The sequence below is a fragment of the Cognatiluteimonas telluris genome, assembly GCF_011320095.1.
Taxonomy (GTDB): Bacteria; Pseudomonadota; Gammaproteobacteria; order Xanthomonadales; family Xanthomonadaceae; genus Cognatiluteimonas; species Cognatiluteimonas telluris.
The window spans coordinates 39,110-56,219 of sequence record NZ_JAANOY010000012.1; the positions used below are offsets into that span (position 1 = coordinate 39,110).

At 67.4% G+C, this 17,110-nt stretch carries 22 protein-coding genes, 2 tRNA genes and 1 other RNA gene; 20 read left to right on the forward strand and 5 right to left on the reverse strand.

Annotated elements, in window-relative coordinates; all coding sequences use genetic code 11:
* Positions 1-92 precede the first annotated feature (92 nt).
* The gene (locus G7B67_RS08015) at positions 93-797 is read right to left on the reverse strand and encodes a PP2C family protein-serine/threonine phosphatase (protein WP_166210570.1); all 705 of its coding nucleotides are present in this window, start codon (positions 795-797) and stop codon (positions 93-95) included.
* A 240-nt stretch (positions 798-1,037) separates the two neighbouring features.
* Between G7B67_RS08015 and G7B67_RS08020 the strand changes: the two genes are divergently transcribed.
* A tRNA-Ser gene (locus G7B67_RS08020) sits at positions 1,038-1,127 on the forward strand.
* 175 nt (positions 1,128-1,302) lie between these two features.
* Positions 1,303-1,716 (forward strand): DUF6165 family protein, encoded by a 414-nt coding sequence (locus G7B67_RS08025; RefSeq protein ID WP_166210573.1) that lies wholly within the window; start codon positions 1,303-1,305, stop codon positions 1,714-1,716.
* Between the two features lie 76 nt (positions 1,717-1,792).
* Here the strand turns inward: G7B67_RS08025 and G7B67_RS08030 are convergent, their stop codons facing one another.
* Positions 1,793-2,230 carry a pyrimidine dimer DNA glycosylase/endonuclease V gene (locus G7B67_RS08030; RefSeq protein WP_166210576.1) on the reverse strand — a complete coding sequence of 146 codons (438 nt, stop codon included), beginning with the start codon at positions 2,228-2,230 and terminating at the stop codon, positions 1,793-1,795.
* A 2-nt stretch (positions 2,231-2,232) separates the two neighbouring features.
* Positions 2,233-3,306 carry a glycosyltransferase family 9 protein gene (locus G7B67_RS08035; RefSeq protein WP_166210579.1) on the reverse strand — a complete coding sequence of 358 codons (1,074 nt, stop codon included), beginning with the start codon at positions 3,304-3,306 and terminating at the stop codon, positions 2,233-2,235.
* A 20-nt stretch (positions 3,307-3,326) separates the two neighbouring features.
* Here G7B67_RS08035 and G7B67_RS08040 point away from each other — a divergent pair, with 20 nt between their 5' ends.
* The 11 genes from G7B67_RS08040 (at position 3,327) to G7B67_RS08090 (ending at position 10,748) form a co-directional block, all read left to right on the forward strand.
* Positions 3,327-4,091, forward strand: a complete 765-nt coding sequence (locus tag G7B67_RS08040) for a 3-deoxy-D-manno-octulosonic acid kinase (RefSeq protein ID WP_166210582.1) — start codon at positions 3,327-3,329, stop codon at positions 4,089-4,091.
* A gap of 1 nt (position 4,092) precedes the next feature.
* Positions 4,093-4,851, forward strand: coding sequence for an MBL fold metallo-hydrolase (locus G7B67_RS08045; RefSeq protein WP_166210585.1), 759 nt, complete (start codon positions 4,093-4,095; stop codon positions 4,849-4,851).
* 37 nt (positions 4,852-4,888) lie between these two features.
* Positions 4,889-5,932, forward strand: a complete 1,044-nt coding sequence (gene moaA / locus G7B67_RS08050) for a GTP 3',8-cyclase MoaA (RefSeq protein ID WP_166210588.1) — start codon at positions 4,889-4,891, stop codon at positions 5,930-5,932.
* Positions 5,933-6,454, forward strand: coding sequence for a cyclic pyranopterin monophosphate synthase MoaC (gene moaC / locus G7B67_RS08055; protein ID WP_166210591.1), 522 nt, complete (start codon positions 5,933-5,935; stop codon positions 6,452-6,454).
* Positions 6,451-6,693 carry a molybdopterin converting factor subunit 1 gene (gene moaD / locus G7B67_RS08060; RefSeq protein ID WP_166210593.1) on the forward strand — a complete coding sequence of 81 codons (243 nt, stop codon included), beginning with the start codon at positions 6,451-6,453 and terminating at the stop codon, positions 6,691-6,693. Before moaC ends, moaD begins: the two co-directional genes overlap by 4 nt.
* Positions 6,694-6,695: 2 nt before the next feature.
* Positions 6,696-7,112, forward strand: a complete 417-nt coding sequence (locus G7B67_RS08065) for a molybdenum cofactor biosynthesis protein MoaE (RefSeq protein WP_166210596.1) — start codon at positions 6,696-6,698, stop codon at positions 7,110-7,112.
* A gap of 205 nt (positions 7,113-7,317) precedes the next feature.
* Positions 7,318-7,485 carry a hypothetical protein gene (locus G7B67_RS08070; protein WP_166210599.1) on the forward strand — a complete coding sequence of 56 codons (168 nt, stop codon included), beginning with the start codon at positions 7,318-7,320 and terminating at the stop codon, positions 7,483-7,485.
* A gap of 51 nt (positions 7,486-7,536) precedes the next feature.
* Positions 7,537-8,682: a hypothetical protein gene (locus tag G7B67_RS08075; protein WP_166210602.1), complete on the forward strand. Its 1,146-nt coding sequence runs from the start codon at positions 7,537-7,539 to the stop codon at positions 8,680-8,682.
* Positions 8,672-9,367: a hypothetical protein gene (locus G7B67_RS08080; RefSeq protein ID WP_166210605.1), complete on the forward strand. Its 696-nt coding sequence runs from the start codon at positions 8,672-8,674 to the stop codon at positions 9,365-9,367. The genes G7B67_RS08075 and G7B67_RS08080 overlap by 11 nt, the downstream gene beginning before the upstream one ends.
* Positions 9,368-9,417: 50 nt before the next feature.
* Complete coding sequence (locus G7B67_RS08085; RefSeq protein ID WP_166210608.1) at positions 9,418-10,389, forward strand: lysophospholipid acyltransferase family protein; 972 nt, start codon at positions 9,418-9,420, stop codon at positions 10,387-10,389.
* Entirely contained in the window at positions 10,386-10,748 is a 363-nt protein-coding gene (locus G7B67_RS08090; RefSeq protein ID WP_166210611.1) for a PDZ domain-containing protein, read from the forward strand. The genes G7B67_RS08085 and G7B67_RS08090 overlap by 4 nt, the downstream gene beginning before the upstream one ends.
* Positions 10,749-10,814: 66 nt before the next feature.
* Here G7B67_RS08090 and ffs read toward each other — a convergent pair.
* Positions 10,815-10,911: signal recognition particle sRNA small type (gene ffs, locus G7B67_RS08095), an RNA gene on the reverse strand.
* A 49-nt stretch (positions 10,912-10,960) separates the two neighbouring features.
* A tRNA-Ser gene (locus tag G7B67_RS08100) sits at positions 10,961-11,053 on the reverse strand.
* A 198-nt stretch (positions 11,054-11,251) separates the two neighbouring features.
* On the opposite strand from G7B67_RS08100, the gene dnaX reads away from it, so the two are divergent.
* From dnaX to G7B67_RS08135, 7 genes are all read left to right on the forward strand, one after another.
* Positions 11,252-12,943, forward strand: a complete 1,692-nt coding sequence (gene dnaX, locus G7B67_RS08105) for a DNA polymerase III subunit gamma/tau (protein ID WP_166210614.1) — start codon at positions 11,252-11,254, stop codon at positions 12,941-12,943.
* Positions 12,944-12,955: 12 nt separating this feature from the next.
* A complete protein-coding gene (locus G7B67_RS08110; RefSeq protein WP_166210617.1) occupies positions 12,956-13,273 on the forward strand; it encodes a YbaB/EbfC family nucleoid-associated protein in 318 nt (105 codons plus the stop codon).
* Positions 13,274-13,427: 154 nt separating this feature from the next.
* Complete coding sequence (recR, locus tag G7B67_RS08115; protein WP_166210620.1) at positions 13,428-14,024, forward strand: recombination mediator RecR; 597 nt, start codon at positions 13,428-13,430, stop codon at positions 14,022-14,024.
* A gap of 91 nt (positions 14,025-14,115) precedes the next feature.
* Positions 14,116-14,466 carry a histidine triad nucleotide-binding protein gene (locus G7B67_RS08120; RefSeq protein WP_166210623.1) on the forward strand — a complete coding sequence of 117 codons (351 nt, stop codon included), beginning with the start codon at positions 14,116-14,118 and terminating at the stop codon, positions 14,464-14,466.
* Between the two features lie 160 nt (positions 14,467-14,626).
* Positions 14,627-14,878, forward strand: coding sequence for a hypothetical protein (locus tag G7B67_RS08125; RefSeq protein ID WP_166210626.1), 252 nt, complete (start codon positions 14,627-14,629; stop codon positions 14,876-14,878).
* Positions 14,879-15,252: 374 nt separating this feature from the next.
* Positions 15,253-16,185, forward strand: coding sequence for a hypothetical protein (locus G7B67_RS08130; RefSeq protein ID WP_166210629.1), 933 nt, complete (start codon positions 15,253-15,255; stop codon positions 16,183-16,185).
* Complete coding sequence (locus G7B67_RS08135) at positions 16,182-16,904, forward strand: ATP-binding cassette domain-containing protein (protein WP_166210632.1); 723 nt, start codon at positions 16,182-16,184, stop codon at positions 16,902-16,904. The genes G7B67_RS08130 and G7B67_RS08135 overlap by 4 nt, the downstream gene beginning before the upstream one ends.
* Positions 16,905-17,110 lie beyond the last annotated feature (206 nt).

A 17,110-nucleotide genomic window follows, 5' to 3' on the forward strand; every position in this document is an offset into this window, starting at 1 on the left:
CTTCAGCCGCGAGTCCCTCCACGCCGACGAAAACCAAACGCTCGCGGCCGAAGCCGCTCCTACCAAAACAAGCCGTCCTACCCAAACAGCGCTCAGTGCCGGCGGACCAGCACCACGGTCACGTTGTCCGAACCGCCGCCATCGAGCGCGGCGGCGACCAGGCCGTCGACGCACTCCTGCGCGCTGCATTCGGTGTGTCCCAGCACCTGGGCGATGCCGCCGTCGTCCACTTCCTCGGTCAGGCCGTCGCTGCACAGCAGCAGCTGCATGCCGGGCCGCAGCTCGCCGGCCATGGTCTCGACGTTGAGGTTCTGCGGGTCGGTCACGCCCAGTGCCTGGGTGACGACGTTGCGGTGCGGGTGGCTGCGCGCCTGCTCGACGCTGATCGCACCCTGGCTGATCAGCTCCTGCACGTAGCTGTGGTCCTGCGACAACTGGGCCAGCTGGCCGTCGCGCCACAGGTACACGCGGCTGTCGCCCACCCAGGCGACCTCGAAGCGGTTGCCGTTGACCCGCACCGCGACCACGGTGGTGCCCATCGGCAGGGCATCGTTGCGGCGGCGCGAGGCGCGGATGATCTCCTCGTCGGCGACCCGGATCGCCTGCTGCAGCGGCGTGCCCTGGCGGATCTCGCGGACGATGGTCTCGCGCGCCAATGCGCTGGCGACCTCGCCGTATTCGTGGCCGCCCATGCCGTCGGCCACCAGCCACAGCCCCAGTTCGCTGTCGCCGTAATAGGTGTCCTCGTTCAGCTCGCGCCGCAGGCCGACATGGGTCAGGTGTCCGAATTCGATCATGAGGTCGATCAGGCCGGTGGCGAGGGGTGGGGTTCTGGCACGTTCAACGGAATCATCGCGGCCAAGCGGCCGCCGGGCAATGGACGCGTTGCTGCAACACGGGCAATGCCTGCCACGGCGATCCGCGGCGGGCTATCGACCATGCCGCCAGCCGATGGTTCCTTTGTTGCAGCTTGTGCCGCGCCCGGCGCGGCCCGTATCATTTGCGCCCTTCCCGGACCACCGGAAGGCCCGTCATCCGGAGAGGTGGCAGAGTGGTCGAATGTACCTGACTCGAAATCAGGCGTACGTGTAAGCGTACCGTGGGTTCGAATCCCACCCTCTCCGCCACGGATGCAATGCGCACGGCGCCCTCGGGCGCCGTTTGCATTTGTGGGGCGGCATCCAGCCCTGGCGCGGCGGATCGGCACCTGGGAAGGCCCTCGGCGCGCGCTGGTGACCCATGCCATGGCCGTTCGGGGTCCATGCGTAAAATCAGGATCCCCCGCCCAGACCCGGTGCGCGCATGTCCGAAATCCTCGTCCCCGTGTCCTTCGGCGAATTGCTGGACAAGATCGCGATCCTGCAGATCAAGTCCGAGCGGATCGGCGACCCCGCCAAGCTTGCGAACATCCGCAGGGAGCTCAGTGCGCTGGAAAAAACCTGGATGGCGCACCCGGCCGCCGGCGGCGACATCGTCGAGCTGCGCGCGAGGCTCAAGGCCGTCAACGAGCGGCTGTGGGTGATCGAGGACGACATCCGCATCAAGGAGAAGGCGCAGCAGTTCGACGACGCCTTCATCCAGCTCGCGCGCAGCGTCTACTTCGAGAACGATGAGCGCGCGCGGATCAAGAAGGACATCAACCTCGCGTTGGGATCGGCCTACGTCGAGGAGAAGTCGTACCAGGATTACGGCGACGCCAGACCGCCGGCGCGCTGAGCGGGAGGATATGGATCCTCGAAGCGCTCGCGGCTGAAGCCGCCCCTGCAAGAGCCGCAGATGCGCTTTGGCGGTGCTACGGATGGCCTGCGCGCTCCCAGGGTGCGACCGGGCCGGGCACCATGGTGAACATCGGATGGCAATCGGGCGCCTGGATGTCGCGCCATTGCCGGTACAGCGCGGGGCTGCGCGCCTGCAGCTTGGCCAGCAGGTGTTGCCACTCCAGGGCCAGCTGGCCGCTGCTTGCCTGGAGCCTGGCGCTCGCGTCCAGCGGCCCGAGCTTGCTGGCGTCGTAGCGATAGCCCCGCGCCAGCGACTCGGCGTGGACGCCATGCAGGTATCGGTCGATGGCCAGCTGCGGTTGCGCATGCGCCTGGAAGCGCTGCAGTTGCGGATGCTGCCGGTAGCCGCGCGTGAGTCCCTGCAGGACGGCGCGTGCGAGCAGGCTTTCGCGCCACAGTGCGGTCAGGCCCTGCGCATCGAGGAAACGCGGATGCAGTGTCCACAGGCGCATGGCTAGCGTGCCCCGCGATCGCTGACGAAGCGCTCGAACGCCGCGACCGCATCGTCCACGGTAACCAGGTCCATGACCCCGGGCCGTTCGATCCGGGTGCCCCAGCGCAGCGCGGTTTCCGGCTTGCCGAGGAACCTGCGCGCGGCGGCATCGTAACGGTCCACGCAATAGCGCTGGTCCGAATACGGCCCGCTGCGCGCGGGATTGCTCGCCGCATGCAGGCCCAGCACCTTGGTGCCCATCGCATTGGCGATGTGCATCGGGCCGGAGTCGGGCGTCATCACCAGGTCGGCGCGTTCGAGCAGGGCAGGCAACTGCTTGAGCGTGTCCTTGCCGACCAGGTCCAGCGCCGGAGCGGTCATTGCGGCGAGGATCGCATCGGCCGTCTCGCGTTCGAGCGCGCTGCGCCCGCCGCACAGCACCACCCGCCAGCCGCGCGCGATCGCATGGTTGGCGACGGCCGCGTTGCGCTCGGGCCGCCAGTTGCGCAATGGGTGGCTGGAGCAGGGCGAGACCAGCAGCGTCGGCACGCCATCGGCCGGCCATTGCGCCGCCGCCCAGCCCCGCGCGGCCGCGGGCACCGGGAGATCCCATCGGACCTGGGTCTGCTTCAGCCCGAGCGGTTCGGCGAAGCTGCCGATCGCATCGAGCACGTGCATCCCGCGGCGCGCGGCGATGCGCTCGTTGACGAACAGTCCATGCAGGTCCTTGGCCCGCGCGCGGTCGTAACCGATGCGCCGGCGCGCCGGGATGAAGGCCGACAGCAGGTTGGCGCGGGCAGCCACCTGCAACTGCAGCAGCGCGTCGAAGCGCCCGCCGGCGAAATGGCGGGCGATCGCGCGCATCCCCGCCAGCCCGCTGCGCTTGTCGTATTCGACGAAGCCCACGCCTTCGAGTCCTTCCAGCAGCCGGTGCTCGGCCTTGCCGATCACCCAGCCCAGCCGTACCTCGGGCCATGCCGCGCGCAGCGTGCGCACCAGCGGCACCACGTGGGTCGCGTCGCCAAGCGCGGACAGCCGCAACAGGCAGATCGAGCGCGGCGCTTGCGGGACATCCGGCAGGGAAGAAGGGGTCATGTGCTTGCTAGACTCGCGCGATGGCCGCATTCGACGCCAGTGAAAGCCTGGCGCCCTTCCAGTATGGGCGAGACGGGCGCAACGAGGGCTATGGCGCGATCCTGTTCGACGCCGAGCGCGCGCGCGATGTCCTGCCCGAATGGTTCCTGCCCCCGTTCTGGGGCGAGCACGCGCGGCCGGTGGCGGTCGGCGGCCGCGGCGGCGCCTGGTTCGTCGAATCCCCGCTGGGCGCTCTGGTGCTGCGCCAGTACCTGCGCGGCGGCTGGGCGGCGCACGTGAGCCGCGACGCGTTCGTGTGGCACGGTGCCAACCGGGTGCGCAGCTTCGCTGAATTCCGGCTCACCCGCGCCCTGCACGCACGCGGGCTGCCGGTGCCGCGACCACTGGCGGCATGCTACCGGCGTCGCGGGCACAGCTACCGCGCCGCGATCCTGATCGAGCGGCTCGAAGGCGTGCATTCGCTGGCCGAACGCGCCGCCGTCGCCGGCCGCGACGCGCCGTGGGAGGAAACCGGACGACTCGTCGCGCGTTTCCATCGCGCCGGGCTCGACCACGCCGACCTCAACGCGCACAACATCCTGTTCGATGCCGGTGCGCATGGCTGGCTGATCGACTTCGACCGCAGCCGCCTGTGCATCCCGGAAACCGCCTGGCGCGAGCGCAACCTCGCGCGCCTCAGGCGCTCGCTGCTCAAACTGCGCGGCGCGCGCGAGCCGGCGCAGGTCGATGCCGATTTCGCGCGCCTGCGCGGCGCCTACGACGCCACCTGGGCACGAGGCTATTGAGATGACGTGGGCGTTGCGCTTCCAGGGGACCGGCAATTCCAGCGCGGTCGAACTCGGCTCGGCGATGGCGACGATCGAGCGCGACGGCCAGCCGTGGCTGACCATCGACTGCGGCAGTGAAGGGCTGACGGAGTACATCGCGCATTACCACGCGTATCCGCAGGCGCTGTTCATCACCCACGCGCACCTGGACCATGTCAGCGGGTTCGAGCGATTGTTCGGCGCCAACTATTTCGCCAGCCCGCGCCCCGACGGCACGCGGCTGTATGTCCCGGCGGCATTGCTGCCGCTGCTGCAGCAGCGCATTGCCGGCTATCCCAACGTGGTCGCCGAGGGCGGCGCCAACTTCTGGGATGCGTTCCGGCTGGTGCCGGTGGGCGATGCGTTCTGGCACGACGGTGTGCGCCTGGAATGCTTCCCGGTCCGCCATCACTGGCCCGACACCGCCTTCGGCCTGCGCCTGCGCGGCAGCCTGGCGTGGACCGGCGATACCCGGCCGATCCCGGAGCAGCTGGCGAAATTCGCCGATGCCGGCGAGTTGGTGGCGCACGATTGCGCGCTGCGCGGCAACCCTTCGCACAGCGGCATCGACGACCTCGAGCGCGAATATCCGCGTGGGCTGCTCGATCGTTGCCTGCTTTATCACTACGGCGGCGCCGGGGACGCGCAGGCATTGACCGCGCGCGGATATCGGGTCGCGCTGCCGGGTGACTGCGTGCCGCTGCAGCCGCCACGGCCGTTGCCGGTGACGCACGCATGAGCAGCGGCGGATGGGTGCTGTCGTCGGCGGCGCGGGCATGAACGCGCAATTCCTGCCCGAGCCGGTCGCATTGCCGCGCGACCGCCTGTCGCGGCCACTGCGCGACCTGCGCCTGTCGGTGATCGACGCCTGCAATTTCCGATGCCCGTACTGCATGCCGGAAGACCGCGTTGCCGACGGCCATGGACTGGATTCGGCATCGCGGATGGACTTCGACGAGATCGAAGCGCTGGTGCGCGGCTTCGTGCGCCTGGGCGTGCGCAAGCTGCGGCTGACCGGCGGCGAACCGCTGCTGCGCAGGCGGCTGCCGGAACTCATCGCGCGCCTGGCGGCGATCGAAGGCATCGACGACCTCGCGCTGACCACCAACGGATCGCTGCTCGGCACCCATGCCGCCGCCCTGCGCGTGGCCGGCCTGCGGCGGCTCACCGTCAGCATCGACGCACTTTCGCCCGCTGTCTTCCGCCGGCTCAGCGGCGGTCGCGGCGATGTCGGCGACGTGCTGGCCGGCATCGATGCCGCGCAGGCAGCGGGCTTCGGATCGATCAAGCTCAACTGCGTCGTCCAGCGCGGCATCAACGATGGCGAGGTGCTGCCGCTTGTGGAGAAGTTCCGGGGCAGCGGCCACGTGCTGCGCTTCATCGAATACATGGACGTGGGCAGCTGCAACGGCTGGCTGCGCGAACACGTGGTGCCGTCGTCGGAACTGCGCGAACGCATCCATGCGGCCTGGCCGCTGCGTGCGCTGGACGCCAATTACACCGGCGAAGTCGCAGCGCGGCATGCGTTCGTCGATGGCGCCGGCGAGATCGGTTTCGTCAGCTCGATCAGCGCGCCGTTCTGCGGCGATTGCCACCGCGCGCGGGTATCGGCCGACGGCAGGCTCTATACCTGCCTGTTCGCAGGGCAGGGCAGCGACCTGCGTGGCGCGCTTCATGCGGGGCCCGACGCGTTGGAGGGGCGCATCGCCGGGTTGTGGTCCGGTCGCGCCGACCGCTACAGCGAGCTGCGCGGCCGCGCGCCGGCGACGACCGACGGCAGGTCGCGCAGACATGTCGAAATGTTCCTGATCGGAGGTTGAGTGGCCACCCGCAAGCAGACATCCAAGCCATCGCTAACGCACCTGGATCCCGCCGGCCGCCCGGCCATGGTCGATGTCTCGGCCAAGGCGGTGACGGCGCGCGAGGCGATCGCGCACTGCCGGGTGCGCTTCCCCGCCGCCGTGGCCCGGCAGTTGCGCGCGGCGAAGCTGAAAAGCGCCAAGGGCGGCATCGTCGAGACCGCGATCATCGCCGGCACGATGGCGGTCAAGCGCACCCATGAGCTGATTCCGTTCTGCCATCCACTGCCGATCGACGGCTGCCGGATCGCGATCGACTGGATCGACGACAACGCCATCGGCATCACCTGCCGCGTGCGCACCACCCATCGTACCGGCGTCGAGATGGAGGCGCTGACCGGCGCCACGGTCGCCGCGCTCACGGTGTACGACATGTGCAAGGCCTTGTCGCATGCGATCGTGATCGGCCCGGCGAAGCTGCTCGGCAAGCGCGGTGGCAAGCGCGACTTCGGCGAAGGCGCGGCCGGGAAAGCGCGCGCATGACCCGCGCCACCGTGCTGTATTTCGCCAGCCTGCGCGATGCCGCCGGTATCGCCAGCGAGGTCGTCGACAGTGACGCCGTCGACCTGGCCGCGTTGTACACGCAACTTCGCGCGCGCCATGGATTCAAGCTCGAGCGCGATCGCCTGCGGGTCGCGGTCGACGCCACCTTCGCCACCTGGCAGGACAAATTGCGCGAAGGCAGCGAGATCGCCTTCATCCCGCCGGTGAGCGGAGGCTGAGGGTGGACGCCGCGCGCTTCCAGCTGGCGGCCACGCCATTCGACGTCGCGACCCTGCGCGCCGGCCTGCTCGACCCGGGCGTCGGCGCGTACGCCAGCTTCGAAGGCTGGGTGCGCCAGCACAACGACGGGCGCCCCGTCCGTGGCCTGCGCTACGAAGCCTACGCCGCGCTCGCCGCGACCGAAGGCGAACGCATCCTCCAGCAGGCGCTGCAGGAATTCGACATCCTCGACGCCCGCTGCACGCACCGCACCGGCGACCTCGTCGTCGGCGAACTCGCCGTGTGGGTCGGCGTCACCGCCGCCCACCGCGCCCCCGCCTTCGCGGCCTGCCGCTTCGTCATCGACGAGGTCAAGGCTCGCGTCCCAATCTGGAAGCACGAGCGTTATCGGGGCGGCCAGACGACCTGGCTGCCCTGATCTGCCGGTGTTGCCGGGCGTCGCGGCTGCGGCGGCCATACTTGCCTGTACTGGGAAATGCGGAGGACCGCATGCAGGAACGGTGACAGCGGTCACGAAAACAAACATTGACGTTAAATGCCAGATGAACGTCAATGCAGGAGCCCGACATTGACGTTGTGGCACCCAGCCTGAGGGGGAGTCAGGAGTTAGCTAGGGAAAAAGCATGAACAACACTGTGATGGTCGAGCAGCTCGACAACCGTTTCGAAATGGAGATGTTCGTGGTCGGCGCGATGGCGATGGAAGGAACCGTCAGTGCCGAGCAGGCGGAAGCCGCGTCGTGCTGCGAAAACTATACCTGCACGTTCTCACCGTCGATTCCGTCCAATTGATCCACCTGGCGCCCGGGTCCTCCCGGGCGCCATTTGACGCAAGGACGCGTGATGCTGAAACCAGGCATTGAAGTCGCCGAAGTGGTCGATTCGCGTGGCTCCAGGTTCCTCCTCAAGTGCGACGAGGTTTATTACGCCGTCGACCGATCGGTTGCCGGAATCGTCCGCTCGCTGCAGGAGGACGGTGGTGGACCTCGTTCGCGCCAGCGGATTTACGCCGAATACGGCGTGGCCGCCGTCGATCTCGACCAGTACGTCCTCGAGCATTTTCCGGCCTCGTGGCGGGTCGGAACGCCAACCGCAAAAACCCGTAGCCCGTTGCTGTTCCAATTCCGCATCCTGTCGGGAAGGCCGTTGCAGGTCATGGCGCGTGGCTTGGGTTGGCTCTTCCATCCGGCCGTTGCCGCGCTCGCGGGTGTGCTGAGCCTGCTTGCCTGCGGCTGGAGTTTCGCCAGGTTCCGACCCGACCACTGGGGGATCGCCCTGCACCGGCCGCATGAGGCGTGGTACCTGCTGGGCCTGGTCGTACTCGGCATCCTGGTCCATGAGCTTGGCCACGCCAGCGCGCTGGTTCGCTTCGGCGGCACCAGCCGCGGGATCGGGCTCGGGATCTACTGGGGCTTTCCCACCTTCTTTGCCGATGTCACCGGTGCATGGGTGTTGCCGGACAGGCGCAAGGTGGTGGTCGACATCGCGGGCCTGTATTTCCAGTTGCTCTACCTTGGCATCGTCAGCGCGGCCGGGGTTGCCATGGGCGCCACGCTGGCGCTGGGCGTCGTAATGGCCACCGTCCCGCTGATGATGCATACCTTGAACCCTGCCCTGAAGTTCGATGGCTACTGGGTGTTGAACGATTTCTTCGGGCTCAACAACCTTCATCGCGACATTCGCGACCGACTGGTGTTGTTGCTTAGGCGTGCCGCCGGCAAACCCGGGCGAGCGGTCAGCATCGTCGAAGTCGGCGGAGTGGCCGCGTTCGCCGGATTGTGCGTCTACCAGTTCTATTTCATGGCATCGAACGCGTGGAGTGGCCTCGCGCGATTTGCCAATCTTCGCGGGATTGGGTCGATGCAGGCGGGCGAACTGGTGGTCAACGGGGCGATGCTGCTGCTCTTCACGGCCGTAAGCATCATGTTGGCCAAGCGCGCGGCCACCAGCGTTTCGCAGGTCGTCTCGGGAGTGCGGCATGGCTGCTGACATGGCCCGCTCCAGCGCAGGCGCAGGCGCGGTCGCGGCGTCCGGTCGCCGCCTCTACATACTGCCCTTCACCCGTCGTGCCGCGCGGCTGGTCGGGAAACTCGACCGACGTGGCCCCCTGGTGATCATCGGCTCCCGGCAACCGATTGCCAGCCGGTGTCGTGAACTGGGTCGCCACGAGTTCATGTCGCCTTACGAAGTCCATCGCCACGTCCGTGCAGGCGGCGCACGCCGGACCTTCGTATCGTTTCCGGAGATGGTCGGAGCAGGCACCGCCTCCGCGGCCGTAATTCCGTTCGCGGGCGAATTGCTGGCGTTTTCGACGATCGAGCTGTGGCTCGTCCTCGAAGGCTTCCGTCCGTACGCGCCGAGGACCTCGCTTTTCGGTTACCGCTTGCGGCCGATGCCGGCCAGCTTCGACGAGGGTGATGGAGTCGAAGCCCGCATCCAGCAATTGTTCGCCTTGCTCGAGCACGAAGTGGTCAACCACGCACACGACCATCTGTACCCTGCCGCCCTTCATCGCAAGACCGCCGCCGGAACGGCCGCGGCGCTCGTCGATGCCGCGCGCGACATGACCGCGATCGCCCGACTCATGCACATGCGTGGGGTTGATTTCGGAGCGACGCGATCATTCGTGTCACGATTGCAGGAGGCCGCCGAGGCCATAGCGACAACGAGGTGATTGAAAGCATGCACGAACGTGCCCTTCGCAGGCGCTATGCGCTGATCCCGTTGCTGTCGCGGCTGTCGATGCTCGATGGCAGCGCACATCGAAAGGCGGACCTCGCGGCCGGGGTGATCCACGCCTTGGGCATCGGCGGCCGGTCGCGGCCTGCCATCGCGCGCGAGGTTTTCATGTCGCTCTGGCGCTCGCACCTGATCCTCCAATACATCAATGGCGCATCGAAGGAATCCATCTGGTCTTTCCTCGATGCCAACGTGCACGTGACCGGGCCCGACCTTCGCGAGCTGGAGAAGCGGCCGCAAGGTGCCATCATCGCCACGCCGCATTACGGCGCTTTCCTGCCGCTGTGCGTGTACCTGATCCAGCTGTTCGACCAGGGCAGGAAGCTGCACGTGATGTTCAACGATCCGGCCAAGACCCCGTCCAATCGCGGTCACGAAGACCTGTTCAGGCGCGTCGGCCACAATGCCGAATTCCACTATCCCGACCGGCGCGGGATCATCGCAGTGATCAAGGCCCTCAAGCGAGGCGAGATCCTCGCGATCATGCCGGACGTCTATTTCCAGTCCGAAACGCTGCTTTCGGTCCCATTCTTCGACCGCTTGTTGCGGATGATGCCGGGCACGGCCTACTTCGCATGCAAGGCGGGTGTCCCGATCGTCCCGATCTATTCGTGTCCGCGCCGCGACTTCGGATTCGACCTGGAGGTGCAACCCCACCTGCAGCCAGGCGGAGAGGATGAGGATGAGGACCTTGCCGTCTACCGGCTGAGTTGCGATTACGCGGCAAACATGGAGCGCCGCTTCACGCGCGATCCGTTCCACTGGATTTACTGGGACAATCTCATGTCACGATCAACGGCCTTCGTGGACCGGGGCGGCCGTACGGATATTGGCGTGCTCCAGCAGGAACTGCACCGCCTGTTTGCATCGGCCGCTCCGATGGTGCGCGGCCAGCCCGCCTTGTGCCAGTCCTACGAACAACTGCAGGCGGCGATCGCCGCACAGGAGGCTGCATGAACCGTTGGAAGCTGACCCTCATGATCGCCGCGTTGATGTTCGCCACTGCGGCCATTGCAGGGGAGTCGCGCAGCATCGGATTGACCTTCAGCGGCGATCGCGAGGGTTTTTTCCTCGATCCCATCATGAAGCGCGTCTACGTCTCGGCGGTGGTCGACAAATCCCTGGCGGGGATGGCCGGTTTCCTGCCGAAAGACGAGATCCTTGAAATCGAAGGCGCACGCGTTCCGGGCATGCGCGCACGCGCGCTGATGGATTACTGGGCGCAGGTCAGCAGCCGCAGGGTCATTCATTTCGTGATTTCGCGCAGCGGGACCCGGATGTCGATCGACCTGAACACGCAAGCCCAGGTGCCGTGATTCGAGTCGTCCGGCGCCAGCGAAGCAGAAACCAGTTGCCGCGGCCGGGCCTTGCAATAGGCGATGGCCCTGCCGGCTGACCTCGGCGCCCGCGTCGATCGATACCGTTGCTGCCTTCCGGCCCTGGCGGGATTTTCGACCTAGCGTCGCGAGGGGCCGACAGGGCCACCATAGAGACTTGCTTGCGTCCCGCTGACCTGCGCTTGCAAAGCTGGCGGAGAGAGGGGGATTCGAACCCCCGAAGCGCGGTTTAGACGCTTACACACTTTCCAGGCGTGCTCCTTCAACCACTCGGACACCTCTCCGCTGGAACCCGCGTGCATGCAAGGCCTGCATTCAGGGCCGGCAATTCTAGCCGCCGCACCCGATCGCCACAAGGAAGCATTGCCGCGCCCGCCCGTAGCCCGCCTGGATGAATGGCGCCAATGGCGCCAATGGCGCCCGCCCGGCCGGTGCGCCGCGCGGCGCGGGCAAAATTCCCCCCGGCGCGGCAGAATGCAGGGATGTCCTACCTCGTCCTCGCCCGCAAGTGGCGCCCGAAGCGGTTTGCCGAACTGGTCGGGCAGGAGCACGTGGTGCGCGCGCTGACCAATGCGCTGGACAGCGGCCGGGTCCACCACGCCTTCCTGTTCACCGGCACGCGCGGGGTGGGCAAGACCACCATCGCGCGGATCTTCGCCAAGTCGCTCAACTGCGAGCAGGGAAGTTCGGCCGAGCCCTGCGGTGAATGCAATTCCTGCCGCGACATCGACGCCGGCCGCTTCATCGACCTGCTCGAGATCGACGCGGCCTCCAACACCGGCGTCGACGACGTGCGCGAGGTGATCGACAACGCGCAGTACATGCCGTCGCGCGGACGGGTGAAGGTCTACCTGATCGACGAAGTGCACATGCTGTCCAAGCCGGCGTTCAACGCGCTGCTCAAGACGCTGGAAGAGCCCCCGGGGCACGTGAAATTCCTGCTCGCGACCACCGACCCGCAGAAACTGCCGGTGACCGTGTTGTCGCGCTGCCTGCAGTTCAACCTCAAGCGCCTGGACGAGCAGCAGATCAGCGGGCAGATCAGCAGGATCCTGGAAGCCGAAGGCATCCCGGTCGAGCCGGGCGCGGTGCGCCAGCTGGCCAAGGCCGCCGACGGCAGCCTGCGCGACGGACTGTCGCTGCTCGACCAGGCCATCGCCTACACCGGCGCCGGTGCCGGCGTGATGCTCGCCGATGACGCGGTGGCGGGCATGCTGGGCAGCGTCGACCGCAGCCGCGTCAATGCGCTGCTGGACGCACTGGGCGTGGGCGACGGCGAAGTGCTGCTGGCGCAGGTCGCGGAGCTGGCGGAATTTTCGCCAGACTGGCATGGCGTGCTCGATGCCATCGCCGAGGCCTTGCACCGCGTGCAGGTCAAGCAACTGGTGCCGGCGGTGGAAGGCGAAAGCGACGCCATCGACATCGAGGCACTTGCCGCGCAACTGCGGCCGGAGCTGGTCCAGCTGTGGTATCAGATGGCGTTGAACGCGCGCCGCGACCTGAACCTGGCGCCGAGTCCGCGCGCTGGATTCGAGATGGCCGTGTTGCGCATGCTGGCCTTCCGCCCCGGTGCGACGGGCGCGCAGGCTGTGGCTTCCGGGGCGCCACGGGTGGCCAGTGCCGCCGCGGCGCGCGCTGCGCTGGCCGAACCCAGGGCAGGGGCCGCGCACCCCCCGAGCCAGGCGCGAACGGCGCAACCGACGGCGCGCGGTCCGCAAGCCGCGGCGCCCCCTGCCATTGCCATCCCGGCGCAGCGATCCGATCCGCCCGCGTCGGCCATCGCCGCAATCGACGGCGAGCGTTGGCTCGAACTCGTCGCCGCCAGTGGATTGAGCGGGCCGGCGCGGCAGCTCGCCAACCACGCAGGCTTCGCCGGTCACGAAGGCGGCATCCTGCGCCTGACGCTGGCGCCGGCCGACGAACACCTGCAGATGCCGAGCCTGGTCAAGGCGCTGGCCGAAGCGCTCGCTCCCGCGCTGGGGGGCGTCCCGCAGATCCGCTTCGAAACCGCGCAGGCACCGACCGAAACCCTGCACCAGCGCAGCGTGCGCGATCGCGATGCGCGCCAGGTCGCCGCCGAAGCGGCGTTCCTGTCCGATGCCGGCATCCAGCACCTGATCGACAAGCACGGCGCCACCCTGGTGCCCGATTCCATCCGCCCCTTCGACGAATAGCAGGCCAGGACCATGCGTGGAAACATCGCCCAGCTCATGCAGCAGGCACAGAAGATGCAGGAAAACGTCCAGCGCGCGCAGGAGAAGCTGGCCGGCGTGGAAGTCGTCGGCAGCGCCGGCGGCATGGTCGACATCACCCTGAGCGGACGCATGGAATGCCGCAAGGTGCGGCTGGATCCGGCAGCACTGTCGGACCCTGAAATGGCCGAGGACCTGGTGCTGGCGGCCTTCAACGACGCCGTCTCCAAGGTCAATGCGTTGTCGCAGGAAACCCTCGGCGCCGCCACCGCGGGCATGCCGCTGCCGCCGGGCATGAAGCTTCCTTTCTGAGCTGGCGTTGCGGCGGCGCACTCGTTGGCGACGCCAGTCTGACCATCGAACCGCCGGCATCACCGTGCCGGAATCGCGCTTGGACCGGAAACGGATAGAGCGGAAAGACACACGCCGTCATCGCACGTCGCGCAATCGCGGAATACATCGACCCATGAGCTCTCCGCTCCTCGAACAACTCATCGACGCCTTCCGCGTGCTGCCGGGAGTCGGGCCGAAGTCGGCGCAGCGCATGGCGTACCACGTGCTCGAGCGTGAGCGCGACGGCGGCCGCCGGCTTGCCGAAACACTGGCTGCGGCGGTCGAGCGGATTGGCCACTGCACGCGTTGCCGCGACTTCAGCGAAACCGAACTGTGCGCGACCTGCGCCAGCGCCAGCCGCGACGCGCAACTGCTTTGCGCGGTGGAATCGCCGGCCGACCGGCTCGCGATCGAGCAGGCCACCGGCTATCGCGGAATGTACTTCGTGCTGCAGGGCCGGCTCAGCCCGCTCGATGGCATCGGCCCGCGCGAACTGGGCCTGGACAAACTCGCCGCGCGCCTGGCCGAAGGCGAAGTGCAGGAACTGATCATCGCCACCAACCCGACGGTGGAAGGCGAAGCCACCGCGCACTACCTCGCGCAGCTCGCCCGCCAGCATGGCGCACGTCCCAGTCGGCTGGCCCACGGCGTCCCCCTGGGTGGCGAACTCGAATACGTCGATCGCGGCACGCTGTCGCATGCGTTCGGCAGCCGCAGCGAGATGCCGTAGGGCCGGCGGTGCGAGCGATGCGAGTGGCGAGCGTGATGCACGACTGCGTGATGAACTTCAATACCCGATCGCCGCCTTGAGGGAGCAATGCATGTCAACCATCTTCGACCGGATCATCCGCCGCGAGGTCCCTGCCGACATCGTCTACGAAGACGAGCAGCTGATCGCATTCCGCGACATCGCGCCGCAGGCGCCGATCCATGTCCTGTTCGTCCCCAAGACGCCGATCGCAACCCTCAACGACCTGACCCCGGAGCAGGCGCCGATCATCGGCCAACTGGCGCTGGCTGCGGCGGACTACGCCAAGCGCGAAGGCTTCGCGCAAGCCGGATATCGCACAGTCATCAACTGCAATGGCGACGCCGGCCAGACCGTGTTCCAGGTCCACCTGCACCTGCTGGCAGGCGCGCCGCTGGGCCACTTCGGCACCCCGATCCGCTAGGGGGCATGTGAATGGGGATGCCCTGCGCGAGTTCGGGATGGTCGTGGCGCGCGGATCGCACGCATGCTCGCAGCGGATTACGCCGGCAACCCCGCTGCCCTTGGCCTTCTGTTCATTTCGTGTACACGGCGCAAAACGAATGGCGACGTATCCTCGCGCCATGCAACTTGAACCCGGCCAGCTGTGGAAGGACGAAAACGGCCACGCCCGTATCTGCGGCCTGGTGCCCGTCGAGGGCGTGGACTATGCCGTGCTGCTCCGCACGCGTGGATCAGGCGGCCGGAAACGCCGCCCTTTCCTGTTCCCGGTAGCTTCCTTGCTTGCCGGCGATGACGGCTGGCGTAATGCCGAGGAACAGAAGCCGCGCCCGACCAACCACGACGCCGACTTTCTGCCGGACGGGCCAGCCTAGCCTTCCCAATCGCGTTCGCAGGCGTTGCCCGGGATCCACCGCCGACGGTGTCCGATTCGACCGGGTGCGCTGGGTCCTGCTCAGGCTGCAATCCGGGATCGGTGCGCGCGCTTGCACAATCAAGCGACAAGCCGCCGCAAATGCCTGACGCCGAACGGACGCCGGAGCTGGAGAGGGAGGTTATGGTGGACGTTGGGGTGAGTGGCTGGCACCATTCCCGGCTGGCACCGGTGGCGACAAGGATGGGCTGAACTCATGGAATTGAGCGCAACACGCGGGAGAACTGCGTGACGAGGAGGACATCGGCGTCGAGTGACGCCGTCCCTGCGCCTCCGCTACTGCATCCTTGGTGGACGCAGGCACGGCTTCATGGTTTGCGTTCTTTCGACCGCTCGCTCCTGGTGGCGAGCTTCGCGCTGTTCTGTGCAAGCCTTGCAGGCATCGTAACGCTGGCACTGGATGCGAAGGCCGCGAAGTTGTTGTTCGATCAGCGGGCTGTTTTTGCGATCGCAACGGCGATCATCTTGTTTTTCGCAGTACGCGTTCCAGCGGCAAACGCGGCACGGGCATTGCGTTACGGCTGGCTGGCCGCGCTGCCGATACCGGCGCGGAGCACCCGCAGTACGTTGCTGCTGGCCACCACCGTGTTTGGCGCGATGGTGCTCGCCTGCCTTGCGATCGGACTGGCGGGGCTGGGAGTGGGCCTGGGCCGTTCGGCGTACTTCGCCGTACTCCTCCCGTCCTGCGTCGGTGTGACGATCGCCTGTCTTGGCCTGGGCGGTATCGCCCTGCGTGCCTGGCATCGTCCGATGGCGATGCCGGCAACTCGCGGAGTCCGTGTCCCGCTGTTGTCGCTGGCATGGCTCGAGCATCGGGAACTGCCGTATCTGGTGGCCTGGCAAAATCGAGAGTGCGCACAGCAGTGGCGCATGGGCGGGGGAGCCAAGCCGATAGGCGCCGTGCTGCTGCTGTTTCCAGGTGCCCCGTCACAGTGGCAGTTGTTCGGCCTCATCGTCATGGCATTGGTGGTCGCCTGGCACCGATGCATGATGCAATCGTCGCTGTGGGTCGCCGAACGGGCTGCCGCCCTCGGCCATCAATGGACCTTGCCCAAGGCGTTCGTCCGAAACGCCCTGCTGCGATTGCCGCTCGCAGGAAGCGTCGCCGCCGCGGCCGTGCTTTTTGCATTGCTGCAGGCGGTGCAGCCGCCCCTGTTGGCCGTGGCCTCCGTCGCCCTGATCCTGGTGCTGGCCAGCCCCATCACGTTTGTGCGCCTGGCGGCGTGCCTCAGGAAAAATGCCTTTTGAACGTCGTCCTCGAGATCGCCAATCTTGGTTTTGCCCACGGCAAGCATCGGGTCCTCAGCGACATCTCCTTGCGCTTCCTCGCGGGCGATTACGTCGCCCTGGTTGGCCCCAACGGAGCGGGCAAAAGCACGCTGCTGCGCTGTTGTGCCGGCATCCTGCAGGGAGCCACGGGTTCGATCCGCATAGCCGGACATGGCGTTGGCCATGATCCCGTCGCGGCTCGGCGCCACCTTGGCTTGGCCGTCGACCCAAACCAGTTGCCTGGCCTGCTCACCGGCCGCGAGGTCCTGTCGCTATGGGCGCACGGGCGTGGACTTGGTGATATCCCCGGAAGCACGCTGCAGCTGGCCGAAAGCTGGCTGCTAGCGCCGATGCTGGACCGGCGCGTCGATCAGTATTCGCTGGGTACCCGACAGAAGCTCGGGATCCTGGTGGGCCTGATGGGCGAACCGCCGCTGCTGCTGCTGGACGAGCCGCTCAATGGGCTCGACCCACGCAGCGCACTCGCGCTCAAGGTCGAATTGCAACGGCGTGCCGAACAGGGCGCCTGTGTCGTGCTGGCGACCCATGCGCTGGAGGTGGCCGAGCGGTTCGTGAACCGCGCGATCCTACTCGTGGAGGGCGCGGTACAGGCCGAGTGGGGCCGAAGCGACATCGATGCGATCCGGGACCATCCGACCCGTTCGCTGGAAGAAAGCATGGCCTCCGCGATGGCCTGAGGGGGAGCGCGCCGCCGCTTGGCCGCGGAATATCCGGTCAGGGGGATGCGGCGGCGTCGACCGGGGGCGGGCTGCGAATTGCGAGCTGGATCACGCGCTGCTAACATCGATCGTTTAGATCCGTGACGTCGAGACTTGACTCTCGGGCGGATTTTTGCTTGCGCCGCGGCATGGTCCCGGCGGCCTGGAGGCTTTCGAGCATGGAT